Here is a 13,288-nt window from a genome sequence, read left to right as displayed (position 1 = left end):
AAAAGTTGGAATTTGTTTGGATTATATTGTCTCTTTTGGGATCGATAGGGACTATAAGTGCTCAATCCTATCCATATATAACTGGTAAAGGAAGCAGTGCGGATGCGACAGTCCACACGTTGGCGAAAACAGGTGAAACATCTACATATTAGTCTGGTGCAATATGAATTGTACCGGATGGAAACGGGAGCGTTGGTCAAGAAAAATTCGTTGCCTGTTTCCGGTGGCACGATCAAGGCATCAGGAGTAAGCAATGGTTTGTACCTGTTGAAAATAGTAACGGGAGAAACTGTAGAATCTCATAAGATCATACTGAAATAGTTTGTGACGTGAATAGAAAAAAGGGGTTATCTTCCAAAATTGGGATAACCCTTTTTTTGATTGAATGAACGGTAAACAGAGGTGAAATCGACATTTTTGAATCCGTAAAACTATTTCCTTTGAACGGATATTTGATTAGAACAACGAATACGTAAAAGTCAACTGAACGAACCGTTACAACCCAATTGTCCCGTGTCCCAATGCTTATCTTGATATATTCCAAACCGCCCCTTACATCGGCTGACAGGCGGACTTGGGGCGAGAAATAATAATAAGTTTGGAAATAGAGCTCGGTCACCGATTCGATACGGCCTTTCTCGATACCCAGGGAAACGTAACCGCTGAAATCTTTTGATTTGTATTTTTGATAAGAAGGTTGGCCCTGTTTATTGCCGTTTGCATATCCGGACAGTCTTCCGGATAAAGATCAGAAACGTTTGTTCGTTTTGTAGAACCGGTTGTCGGTGTAGTAGGAGAAAGAAGTCTGGTATTCGTTCGCTTTGTAATCATTGGATTTGTCGCGGGCGTATTTCCCGTTAAGAAGTATCCGCCCTTCCTGTTTGCCCCAATAAGGACGTGTGTTCTTGATCCGGTTGAATGCCGTGCCGAAGTCTCCTCCTAAAGACGAGTGATCCCGGCTCGATCCTTTTTCGTCCTGGATACGGCCGGATGAATTCATGGCTTGATCCAAAAGTAACAGATAAATCAGTATTTACAGTTCAAATTTATCAATACTACAATGGATTTAAAAAACAACTATCATACTATCATGTTTCTTATGTATAATTTGAATTTCATTATGTGTAGCAATGATAGTTTCCTTTTTAACTATCATTCAACTATCATAAATCAGCTGTTTAACCATCATTTTAGCCGTTTTACCCGAAATAGACGTACTCCGAAAGTGTTAAAAATGGAATGTTTTGCGGAAAGCATAAGCCTTTTTTGCCGGAACACGTTACTTTTTTAACAAAAAGACGTTAGATCTTTTCCTCAAAATGCCCGTATCAGGGCCATTCATGATGGTATGATAGTTGAAAAACCATCCATCATGCCTACTGACATACCATATAAGTGTTGATATTCATAACTTAAAAAGTGAAGCATGATAGTATGACAGTTGTTTTCGCAATCAATAACATGTTTACAGAATAATAGGACAATTGTAAGAAGATTTGAACATGCTAAGAATGATAATTCCAAAAACAAGAAAGATTGAATATCCATTATATAATAAAATGACAATAACCCCAGATTGGCCCAGATTCTATTTCAGGTAAAATTCCGGATCGTTTTGATTTGACTTTTTGCCGGCTTATAGCCGGAATTGGTAACGATTAAAAAATGTCGTAAGCGGGAAATGAAAAAACGATGTCTCTTTGTAATCAGAATAGGAGAAAGTACGGATATTGTGGAAAACCTAAACTCTCGGAGAATCGCCTGTAATAAAAAAAGTCGAGTCATTTCCCGTATATCTCAAACCGATTCCAGGGCTTTCCCGCCACGACGACCGTCTTCGTTTCCTTTACGACCGTCTTCGTCGCCATCAAGACGGTCGTCATGCTATATACACTGCGCACCTCAGGGCAATTATGACCGTCTTCGTGGCAAAAAACTGCGCACCTCAGGCGATGAAGCCCTTTTTGCCCGCAAAAAAGCTGAATTTCAGTCCTATTATTAAAGATTGTATTTTGTTGTCAAGGAACCGGTATTATACAATAAGCCTGCTGCTTTACCACACATAAATGCTGATTTATATGTGAGCTAACAGATAAACCTGCATTTATGTCCCATTAAAAAAGGGCTGATGTCACGTGTACGTAGCCAGACGTTGCTCCGTCTGTTAAATGTTTTTTATAGCTTGAATGAAGAGGAATTCAAGTTGCTTTGTTGCGAGTTGATCTTTTTATTGATTTATTTTTTATACGAGGAACGAAAATACTTTAAAAAGGCGATCGAAACGAATATTGCTTAAAAATAGAGTGTCTATTATTAAATTTAGAATGTTGAAGGTTGATATTCGTTAATATAAGGATTGCGTTCTAAGAGAACTATGGTAAAAGTAGATATAAACATCCTCCCTCTTATAACTATTTTTGCCTGTATTAAACAAATCTTGCTTACCAAAAACTATAATTTGTTAATTCTGCTGCAAATATATGAATCGTATTTTAAATATACAATTTTTTAGGCAAAAAATATATCTTCAAGAGAAGAATATGTCATTTTGTTTGGGAAACCATCTTTGAAAAAACTTTATGCCATTCCCTGTTTACATCTTTTCTTATTAATACCTGCTCTTAAATGGCCATAGTTCTCTTAGAACTACGTTCTTTGATCGTGTTGGCTTTTTATATATTAACAATTAATAAATAGTGTCTATGAAACGAGTATTATTTCTTATGTTATGTTTGGTAACAAGCATGAACATAGTATTGGCTCAGAATCGCAAGATTACAGGGACAGTTGTCTCTGCGGAAGACAATGAACCTGTGATTGGTGCAGCTGTAGTCGTGAGAGGAACCCAGATCGGTATCGTTACCGATGTGGACGGAGTTTTTTCGTTGGAAGTGCCCGCTTCTGCCAAAACGTTGGTTATTTCTTATTTGGGAATGAAAACGCAGGAAGTAGCGATTAAAGACGGATTGAAAATTATCCTGGAATCCGATTTACACAGTCTGGACGAAGTGGTGGTGACGGCAATGGGGTTGAACCGCGAGAAGAAGTCGTTGGGGTATGCAATTCAGGAAGTAAAATCGGATGAGTTGACGAAGGCGGGAAGTGCGTCTCTTACGAGTTCGTTAAGCGGTAAGGTTGCCGGTGTACAGGTGAATCAGTTCGGTGGGTCGGTCGGTGCGTCTTCACGTATCTCCGTACGTGGCAACTCCTCGTTGAGTTCGGACCAGCAGCCGTTGATTGTCGTGGATGGCGTGCCTATCGCCAATGACACTCAGCGCTCAGGTGATAACGCTTATAACGGTGTCGACTACGGGTCAGGTCTGAACGATATTAACCCGGAAGATATCGAGTCTATTTCCGTATTAAAGGGTGGGTCGGCCGCGCTGTATGGCATGCGTGCCGGTAACGGCGTTATCCTGATCACGACCAAATCAGGGAAGAATTCGAACGGCGTGACGATCTCTTATGACCTGAATATGACGATGGACCGGGTAGCTAATCTTCCCAGATTCCAAAACTCGTATGGCCAGGGATTGTATGGTGAAGAATACTATTGGAAGTATGGAGAACATTCGGATTTGAGTTATCAGGATTATGCTGTCAGATATGGCTATGACTATAATACGGGTGTTGGCCAGGAAGATATGTCATGGGGACCTCGTTTGGATGTAGGCTTGAAGATCAGCCAGTTTGACAGTAATGGCGAATATGTGGATTGGGTTTCCCGCCCGAATAACGTAAAGGATTTTTTCCAAACCGGTTTGACAATGAACCATATGGTTTCCGTACAAGCAAAAGGAGACCGGATTACGACTCGCGCTTCTCTTTCTTATCGTGACCAGAAGGGTACGATTCCTAACACGGATCAGAAGAAATATTCAGGCCAGGTAAATACGGAGATGAAATTGAACAAGTATATATCTTTCAACCTCTCCGCCAACTACACCCGTACGGAAAGCGACAATCTTGTCGGTCAGGGATATGGTAGTAATAACCCGGTCGTTTCTTTGGTAACGTGGGCCGGTCGCCAGGTCAATATGAAATCGTTGAAGGAAAACTGGGCACAAAAGGATGCAGCTGGCAATTACACTTATTATAACTGGATCGACCAGTGGCATGTGAACCCCTATTTTACGGTTAACGAAAATACGAACAGCTATCAGCGTGACCGTGTTTTTGCAAAAACTTCTTTATTTTACCAGCCGTTCGAATGGTTGAAGTTCGAAGGCCGCGTGGGTATGGATTATTACAATGCCAAAACGTTCGAACGCCATTATTATGACCGTGGCGACTATCCGGATGGCGCGTTTTTCCAGCGCAATACTACCAATACGGAGTTGAATGCGGATATTATCGGAACGGTCAACAAGACTTTCGGCGATTTTAACCTGAGTGGAATCGTGGGAGCCAATTATCGTGATTTGAATTATGAAACGCATCGGATCGGAGCGAATGCCCTGACGGTTCGCGGTGTTTACACATTGGCGAATAAGTCCGGGGATGCTGTAGCCGAAATGGATCACAGCCATATCCGTTCAAACTCTGTTTACGCAAATGCTTCTTTGGGTTGGAAGAGCCAGTTGTATATGGATGTCAGCGCCCGTAATGATTGGAGTTCCACGATTCGTGACGCATTCTTCTACCCGTCGGTAAGTTTGAGTTGGATTCCGACAGCTTCATTCGAGAACCTTCAGAATGACGTGTTGTCTTTTTGGAAATTACGTGGAGGTGTCGCACAGATCGGTTCGGCAACCAGCGCTTATCGCAACAGCTATTATTATTATGCGGAGTCCGCTTCTTTTAACGGCGTTTCGCAGATGTACAAAAGTTTTGGCTATCCGAATTATGACTTGAAACCGGAAAGTATCACGACTTGGGAAGTCGGCACGGAAGTCGGTTTGTTCGATGACCGTTTGCACTTTGATTTGGCTTATTACCAGAAACAAACAAAAGACCAAATATTGTCTGTCTCTACTTCTAATGTAGTCGGATTCGGTTCGATGTTGGTAAATGCCGGACGGATTGACAATAAAGGTGTCGAACTTCAGGTAAGAGGCGATATCTTCCGTAGCCAAAAAGATGGTTTCACTTGGAGCTCTACCTTGAATTTTGCTAAAGATAAGAGCAAGGTCGTGGAATTATATAATGATCCGGAAACCGGAAAACCGCTGTTGGACACCTATGGGTTAGGTTGGACCTGGGGCATTGCGACCCAGGCAAAAGTAGGTGAAAAATGGGGTGCTTTAGTTGGTGAGGGCTTTAAACGTGTGGATCAGGATGACGTGAATGCAGGAAACGCTACGGCAGACCAGATCGGCGCGATCAAGTTGCTTGCGAACGGTGCTTTGGATAAAGATGCTTCGAAAGTGATGGGAAATGTAACTCCCGACTTCATGATGGGATGGCGTCACGACTTCACGTATAAGAATTTCGGATTCGGTTTCTTGCTTGACTTGCGCATAGGCGGCGATATCTGGTCTCAGACGATGTCACATTCTTATCAGACCGGTGTAGCCAAAGTAACGGCTGAAAACGGTATTCGTGAACGTCCGATTGTTGCCGGTAAAGATGTTTTGACAAATGAGCGCTTCGTCATGCCGGATGCAAACGGGAATTGGGTGGAAAACACGATCGAAACAGATGCTTTTTCATGGTTCAATAGTAATAATGTCGCCGAAATGTACGTGTTCGACGGTTCGTTCTTGAAGTTGCGCGAGGCTTATATCTCTTATGACGTACCGAAATCGATCTTGAATAAGACGAGGTATTTCAATCGTGCGACAATTTCTTTGATCGGGACAAATTTGGCATTGCTCTGGGTACATTCTTCCAATACGTTGCGTATTGATCCTGAATCAGGTGGTGTGGCAAGCGATAGCCGTGGTGTCGGCTTGGAACAAAGTTCTACGCCCGGTTCACGCAGTTTCGGTCTTAAATTAGGTTTGACATTTTAACCAGTAAATTATCGAGTTATGAACAATAAATATAAAATATGGGCAATCTCGTTGGCTACGATGTTTGCCACAGGATGTACAGGATCCTTTGAAGAGATAAATACTGATCCGGACGCCTATAGTAAGGTTCCTTATACGAATATGTTGGCAGATGTGTTACGCAGAACTGCCGATCAGTATGGTGGTGACTTGGATATCGCCCAATGGGCCGGATATGTATCGGAAGTTCAGTATCTGAATAATTACGGTGGATATATCCCTTCTAATAATACGTATGGGAACCGTTGGTATCAGACCTATTGGGGACATACGCAGTTGCAGGACATCTTGGACCAGACGGAAGCAGAACCAGATGGCAACAAGAATATGCGGAATGTCTGTACTGTGATGCAAAATTATCTGATTCTGATGTGTACGGACTGTTTCGGCGACATACCCTATTCGGAGGCTTTCAAGGGGGCGCCGGAGGCTGGAGGAATATTAAAAGCATCTTATGACGCCCAATCGGATATTTACCCTAAAATATTAGACAATTTGAAGGCTGTAGCCGATAGTTGGGCTGATGGTTTGGGCAGTGATGATTTGGGCGAAGGTGATTTCCTGTATGACGGAAAAGTGGAGAAATGGCAGAAATTCTGCAACTCCTTGCGTTTGCGCGTGGCAATGCGTATTTCCGGGGTTTATTCCGGCTCTCAAAGTATTGTAGAGGAAATTCTTTCGAATCCTTCTCGATATCCCTATATTACCGAATGTGATGATAATGCTTATTTCTGGTGGCAGGGTTCAGGAGATTATTTCGAACGTTATTATAATAATTTCAGAACACGTGACGACGACGGTATGGCGGAAATCTTTATCGATCATTTGAAGAAAATGGAAGATCCCCGTCTGGCTGTTGTGGCAAAGCCTGCGAGAAACGATGGCGAATACCGTGGTTTCGAGAATGGAGCTGCTGCCCCTCCCAAATCGATCCATGACATATCCCGAATGGGTGTCAAATATCGTGAAGATCCGGCTGGCTTTTCTCCTTTCTACCGGGCTTGCGAGAACTATTTTATCATGGCCGAAGCTGCATCGAAAGGTTGGAATGTACCGATGACCGCTGCTGATGCCTATGAGCAAGCCGTACGTCTATCTATGGAAGATAATGATTTGGATGCCGCCGCCGCCGATGCTTATTTGGCTGGAAAAGGAAAGTGGGACGGGACGTTAGACCGTTTGTATTTCGAATGGTGGGTCGCTTTGTTCAAGCAGAATATCGAAGCTTGGTCATTGTATCGCCGGACGGGCTATCCGACTTACATCCATACGGCAAAGGCCGCCGACGGCGTTACGCCGCAATATCCAGGTGCACGTTCGACTTATAAAGGCATTCATAATGATGTACCGTTCCGTTTCCCGTATCCGCAGAATGAGTATTTGTATAATGAAGCAAACGTAACCGCTGCCGCTGCCGGTATTCAGGATTATGTTTGGGGCAAACAGATGTGGTGGGACACGCGTACGGATGTGAATTGATTTTATACGCAATAGATTATTAGTGGATTACACATTCTTAGAGAGACACACTTTTGTGTATCCTTTTCAGACCGGTGGCTTGTGAAAGTCACCGGTTTTCCTTTTCCATATCTGCCCTGCTTTTGCTCTGTGTCACGAGGTAAACGCCCGTGAAGACCAGGATCGCCGACAGGAATTTCTGCCAGGAAAAGGTGTCTTGCCCGATCATGACGGCGATGAACGAAGCGACGATCGGCTGCACGTAGTTGTACATGCTGACCGTTGTCGGGCGGATTCGCTTCAAAGACATCGGGATGAGCAGGTAGGGGAGGAACGTTGCCCCGAAAAGGACGTAGAAGATCGCACCTAACTCTACGAAATCCAAAGTCTCACGGTGGAAAGCGGGAGCGTCGAGCACATGCCGGAAGGTGAAGGGGACCAGTGTCAGTGTCGTGAACAGGAACATCCATTTCATCATCGTGACCGATGAATAGCGCAGGGAGAGCGGCTTCGACAGAACTAGGTAGATGGCGTACATCAACCCGCTGACGATCATCATCACGTCACCGTCGAGGCTGCTGATGCTGTCGGCGGCATGTGTGGAGCTGAAGACAAGCAGCAACCCGCCGCTCACCCCCATGAATACCCCGAACGATTTCTTCCGGGTGATCGGCTCCTTCAGGATGACGGCGGCCAGCAGCAGGACGAAGATCGGCACGGCGGTGGCGATGATGGAGGCATCGACAGGAGAAGAACGGTTCAGCCCGACGATAAACAACCCTTGGTTGATCCCCACCCCGCAAAGGGCGCAGACAAAAAGCATCCCTAAGTCTTTCAGCGGCACTTTCTCTTTTACCGTGAAGAGAGACACGATCCAGAACATCACGCAGGCGAAAGCCATGCGCATGATCGTAAGACCTTCGGGGGGAACGTGCGCCGGCAGCAGATATTTGGATATCGGCATATTGACGGCAAACAGGATATTGGTTATCAATATCAGGATGTGACCTTTCAGTTTCTCGCTATTCATAATAGGTGTTCTTATTTATAACGCTCTTTTTCTTTGATAAACCCGTTGCGGAAGGCATAAAGGAGCTTTTCCAGGTCGTGGATCTGCTTTTGCAGGTCCGCCCCCTTGTCCGTGTCCTTGACCATCTGGCGGTGGGAGTTCAACTCCACGACGATGGTGGTGGAACGGATGTCCTTGCCCTCCTTGATGGCCTGGTCGGTCGACAGGAACGGCTCGTGCTGCACAAGCTGGAAACCGCGCGAATGGTAGACCAGGGTATAACCGGCGATGCCCGTCTCAGGGTGGTAGGCTTTGGAGAAGCCGCCGTCGATGACAAGCAGTTTACCGTTCGCCTTGATCGGGTTCTCGCCTTTGATGGAGCGTACGGGGACGTGTCCGTTGATGATGTGGCGGTGCTGGCCGGTGACGCCGAACTCGTCCAACAGCATGTCGCAGACTGGTTCCTCTTCGCGGAGGGAGTAGTAGGCGCCTTTTTCCTCCTTCTGTACCGATTTGTCGTCGATGAAGCAACGTTCGAAAGTCGCCATCCGGCTCTTGTCGAAGAGGGGAGAGTCCTTGCCTTCCCAGAGATACCAGATGTAATCCATCGCAAAGTCCTTCTCCGGGCTGTCGTCGGCGTCGAAGTAGGCGGTGCGTACCAACTGGTCCACTTTGTCCAGCAGGGCTTTGCCCTTATACTCCGTTCCTTCGATCCGGATCGCCTTGAGCGTGCCGTCGGGGTTCATCGGGACGGAGGCGTGGAAGAGCAGGTTGGAGTTGCAGACCTGGTACATGCTGCCGTGCGTGAACAGGCAGCGCATGTGCTTCTTCAGCTTCTCGCTGTACTCGAACGAATGTTTGATGCGTCGCATCAGTTCCTCCTCCTCGATGGAGAGAGCATAGGGGTCTTTAGCGTTGAGCGTCGGCCAGTTCTTGTCTTTCAACTCATATTCCTTTCCTTCGATGCGGATCGTTCCGCGCCGGAGGTCGATGTGGTGGAGCAACAGGCGGTCGTCCATCCCGAATTCCGGACGGCGGCGGATGATCTCGCCTTCCACCTTGAACTGTATGACGGTGATCGCCTTGTGCATGCGGGCGATCAGCTGGGTCGTCTTTTCATCGAAAGTCGCATCCGACGCGTTGGTGCGCGGGATGAACAGTTCGCAGGGATCGTCGCCATAGACTTCCATCGCGAATGTCGCTAAGGGCAGGAGGTTGATGCCGTAGCCGTCCTCCAGGGTCGCCAGGTTGCCGTAGCGCAAGCACATGCGGATCACGTTGGCGATGCTCCCCGCATTGCCGGCGGCGGCTCCCATCCAGAGGATGTCGTGGTTACCCCACTGGATATCGAAGTTATGGTAATTGCAAAGCGTGTCCATGATGATGTGTGCGCCCGGTCCGCGGTCGTAGATGTCGCCGATGATGTGCAGCAGGTCGATCGTGAGGCGTTGGATCAGGTTGCACATGGCGATGATGAAGTCGTTGGCCCGGCCGGTCGAGATGATCGTGTTGATGATCTGGTCCACGTAGGCGGACTTGTTTGGCTCGTCGCTCGACTCGTGGAGTAGCTCCTGGATGATATAGGAGAACTCCTTCGGCAATGCCTTGCGCACTTTCGAGCGCGTGTATTTGGAAGAGACGTTCCGGCATACGCGTACCAGTTGGTTCAGCGTGATCAGATACCAGTCGTCCAGGTCTTTTTCGCGTTGCCGGATCAATTCTAACTTCTGTTCCGGGTAGTAGATCAGCGTGCAAAGCTCTTTCTTTTCGAAATCGCGTAGCGTGTTGCTGAATATCTCGTTCACCTTGCGTTTGATCGCACCGGAGGCGTTCTTCAGCACATGGTTGAAAGCCTGGTGCTCGCCGTGGATGTCGGAGAGGAAATGCTCCGTCCCTTTCGGCAGGTTCAGGATGGCTTCGAGGTTGATGATTTCCGTGCTGGCATCTGCCACCGTCGGAAAACTGCGTGCCAATAGCGTCAGGTAGCGCAGGTCGTTTAATACGTGTTCTGCTGTTATGTCTTTAGTCATACACTAATTTTTTATTGTCAATCGATTGAAACGTCTCCAAAGCAACAGGCCGAGAACGGTCAGGCTGACCGGAAAGCCGCACCAGATGCCGATAGCTCCCCAGCCGAAGGTGAATCCGCACAGGTAACCGATGGGGAGCGCCAGCCCGAAGTGGCAGAAGAAGGCCATATAGGCCATGTATTTGACATCCGAGATGCCGCGCAGGGCATTGGCGAAAAGGATTTGCAGCCCGTCGCCCACCTGATACAGGATCGCCGACCAGGCGAGCAGGGCGACCAGTTCGACCACCTCTTTTTCCGGGGTGATGATATAGCCCATATTGTTGCGGAACACCCCGATCAGGAGTACCACGACGATGGCCGTCCCCATGACCAGATGCAGGCCGGCAAAAGAGGCATGCCGTATGGCAGGCCAGTCGTTCCACCCCCTGAAGCTGCTTACGCGTATGGTGACCGCCGCCGCTATGCCGTAATAGACCATGAAGCCGAGCGTGGTGATCACGCCTAACACCTGGTGGGCGGCGAGCGCCGTGCTCCCCAGCCAGCCCATCATGATGACACTCAGGCTGAACGAGCCTGTCTCGACTCCCATCTGGAAACCGACCGGCAGGCCGAGGCGCACTAAGTTGCCTATGTTCGTATGGTTGACCGTCCCTTTCCTGAACCCTTCCAGGTAGGGTTTGTAGCGAGAATGCTTGGCAAACAGGAGGCAGAACACCCCGAATGTCAGGATGCGGCTGGCAAGTGTCGAGATGCCGGCGCCGGTAAGCCCCAGTTCGGGACATCCGAACTTGCCATATATCAGCAGGTAGTTCCCGATGATGTTGAGCACATTGGCCCCCAACATGACGCACATCGGGGTGACCGTGTCGGTCGTGCCGTCGCTGAATTGCTTGAACGAGTTGAACAGCATGGCAAAGAGGATCGAGATGAGCTGCAATATGTAGTAGGGCACGATATAGGGCATCAGTTCTTCCGGCTGCTTCAGAATCCGGATGTTCAGGAGCAATATCAACATGCAAAGGCTGAGCAACACTCCCACGATGAAGTTGATGCAAAGGCTGTTTTTCAGCGTTTCGCCTGCCCGGACATATTTTTTTTGGGCAAAGAGTCCCCCGATGATGGGGGTAAGCCCGTAGGAGAATCCCATCCCGGCAATGAAGACGAGGTTGAAGAAGTTGTTGACGAAGGAGGCGGCTGCCAGTTCGGCTGTGCTGTGATGCCCGACCATGATGTTGTCGGCAAAGCCGACAACAATAATGCCCAGCTGCCCCAACATGATCGGGACACCCAGGCGTATCGTTTCTTTGTAATGTTCCTTGTAGACCGAAAACTGCATCATTCCAAAACCTCTACCGACTTGATTACTACATTTTCCGTCGGGCGGTCTTGTTTGTTGGTCTTTACTTGCTGGATGGCGTCTACGACATCCAGGCCTTCCACCACTTCGCCGTACACGGTGTACTGGTTATCGAGGAAGGGCACGCCGCCGACCGTTTTGTAGGTCTCGCGCAGTTCGGCAGGCATCTTCGTCTCGTCTTTCCGCTTTTCGGCTTCCAGTTCGGTCTTGCCGATCAGGGTGTCGCGGAGCACGGCAAGCTCTTCTTTGTTGCCGCTGCGGTAGAGTTCCATGATCTTGGGCTTGTTCTCCGTCTGGAGGCGGTTGAAGATGGCTTGCTTCAGGCGTCCTTCCAGTTGCTTTTCCATCTGGCCGAGTTCGTTTTCCGAGTATTTCTTACCGGTGACGATGTAGAACTGCGAGGCTGACGAAGCCTTTTCCGGGTTTACTTCGTCTCCGGTACGGGCGGCGCACAAGGCTCCCTTTTTGTGGAAATATTTGGGATAGTTGAACTCCGCCGGAACGGTATAGCCCAGGTCTCCGGCTCCTAACTGCTTGTTCATCGGGGCGTCTTTGGAGGTGACGTCGCCACCTTGCACCATAAAGTCCTTGATGACGCGGTGGAACAGCAGGCCGTCGTATTGCCCGGCTTTCGCCAGCTTGATGAAATTGTCGCGGTGCTGCGGCGTATCGTTGTATAATTTGATTTTTATCTTTCCGAGGGTGGTATCCATCACCACTAATGTTTCTTTCGTTTCCATTCTTTGTTGTTTATTTGTTGACTATCTTCATTGACTTGATCTTGATGTTTTTGACGGGACGGTCATCTGCGTTCGTCTCGGTGAACTGGATCTTGTCGACCGCCTTCATGCCGCTCACGACTTCGCCGAAGATCGTGTATTTCCCGTCCAGGTGGGGCGTGCCGCCTTCCAGCATATAGGCTTGGCGCTGTTCGGGGGTGAAGGTGACGCTCTGTTCCTTCTCCATCTTGTCGAGTTCCATTTCTGTAAAGAACTTGCCGGTGACGATATAGAACTGGGTGGCCGACGAGGCGCGTTCGGGGTTCTCGTCGTCGCCTGTACGGGCGGCGGCGAACATGCCGCGTTTATGGAAGTATTTCGGGTAGACGATCTCCGCCGGGATGGTATAGTCAGGGTCGCCGTCGCCTAAGTGTTGTTCCATCGGGGCGTCTTTGGAATTGATGTCGCCCGCCTGTACCATAAACTGTTTGATGACACGGTGGAACAACAGCCCGTCATAGAGGTGCTCCTTCACGTTTTTGATAAAATTGTCACGATGCTGGGGCGTGTCGTTAAAGAGTTTTACCTTGATTTTTCCCATATCGGTATCGATCAACACCAGCGTTTCAACCTCTTGCGCTTGCAAATGGACGGATATCAGAGCCGAGAGGGCCACTAAACATATAGCAAACAGCTTTTTCATCTTCATCTTATTTTTGT

Annotated in this window: 9 protein-coding genes; 3 read left to right on the top strand and 6 right to left on the bottom strand. The window is 48.0% G+C overall.

What is annotated here, in order from left to right:
* Positions 1 to 132 precede the first annotated feature (132 nt).
* Positions 133 to 321 carry a T9SS type A sorting domain-containing protein gene (locus H8S65_RS00380; RefSeq protein WP_186927985.1) on the top strand — a complete coding sequence of 63 codons (189 nt, stop codon included), beginning with the start codon at positions 133 to 135 and terminating at the stop codon, positions 319 to 321.
* A gap of 427 nt (positions 322 to 748) precedes the next feature.
* On the opposite strand, the gene H8S65_RS00375 is transcribed toward H8S65_RS00380, so the two are convergent.
* Complete coding sequence (locus H8S65_RS00375) at positions 749 to 1,000, bottom strand: hypothetical protein (protein WP_186927984.1); 252 nt, start codon at positions 998 to 1,000, stop codon at positions 749 to 751.
* A gap of 1,702 nt (positions 1,001 to 2,702) precedes the next feature.
* Between H8S65_RS00375 and H8S65_RS00370 the strand changes: the two genes are divergently transcribed.
* Both H8S65_RS00370 and H8S65_RS00365 read left to right on the top strand, forming a co-directional pair.
* Positions 2,703 to 5,954, top strand: coding sequence for a SusC/RagA family TonB-linked outer membrane protein (locus H8S65_RS00370; RefSeq protein ID WP_186927983.1), 3,252 nt, complete (start codon positions 2,703 to 2,705; stop codon positions 5,952 to 5,954).
* 18 nt (positions 5,955 to 5,972) lie between these two features.
* Positions 5,973 to 7,472, top strand: coding sequence for a SusD/RagB family nutrient-binding outer membrane lipoprotein (locus H8S65_RS00365; protein ID WP_186927982.1), 1,500 nt, complete (start codon positions 5,973 to 5,975; stop codon positions 7,470 to 7,472).
* An 88-nt stretch (positions 7,473 to 7,560) separates the two neighbouring features.
* On the opposite strand, the gene H8S65_RS00360 is transcribed toward H8S65_RS00365, so the two are convergent.
* From H8S65_RS00360 to H8S65_RS00340, 5 genes are read right to left on the bottom strand one after another with little or no spacing between them, the layout of a single operon-like run.
* The gene (locus H8S65_RS00360) at positions 7,561 to 8,481 is read right to left on the bottom strand and encodes a DMT family transporter (RefSeq protein ID WP_186927981.1); all 921 of its coding nucleotides are present in this window, start codon (positions 8,479 to 8,481) and stop codon (positions 7,561 to 7,563) included.
* An 11-nt stretch (positions 8,482 to 8,492) separates the two neighbouring features.
* Complete coding sequence (locus H8S65_RS00355) at positions 8,493 to 10,490, bottom strand: fructose-1,6-bisphosphatase (RefSeq protein WP_186927980.1); 1,998 nt, start codon at positions 10,488 to 10,490, stop codon at positions 8,493 to 8,495.
* A gap of 3 nt (positions 10,491 to 10,493) precedes the next feature.
* Positions 10,494 to 11,831 (bottom strand): MATE family efflux transporter, encoded by a 1,338-nt coding sequence (locus H8S65_RS00350; protein WP_186927979.1) that lies wholly within the window; start codon positions 11,829 to 11,831, stop codon positions 10,494 to 10,496.
* The gene (locus tag H8S65_RS00345; RefSeq protein WP_186927978.1) at positions 11,828 to 12,589 is read right to left on the bottom strand and encodes a peptidylprolyl isomerase; all 762 of its coding nucleotides are present in this window, start codon (positions 12,587 to 12,589) and stop codon (positions 11,828 to 11,830) included. Before H8S65_RS00345 ends, H8S65_RS00350 begins: the two co-directional genes overlap by 4 nt.
* 10 nt (positions 12,590 to 12,599) lie before the next feature.
* The gene (locus H8S65_RS00340) at positions 12,600 to 13,271 is read right to left on the bottom strand and encodes a peptidylprolyl isomerase (RefSeq protein ID WP_186927977.1); all 672 of its coding nucleotides are present in this window, start codon (positions 13,269 to 13,271) and stop codon (positions 12,600 to 12,602) included.
* Positions 13,272 to 13,288: the final 17 nt, after the last annotated feature.

It is taken from the genome of Parabacteroides hominis (assembly GCF_014287585.1).
Lineage (GTDB): Bacteria > Bacteroidota > Bacteroidia > Bacteroidales > Tannerellaceae > Parabacteroides > Parabacteroides hominis.
Note: the sequence above shows the minus strand (reverse complement) of the source record. Positions and strands in the feature narration are given on the sequence as shown.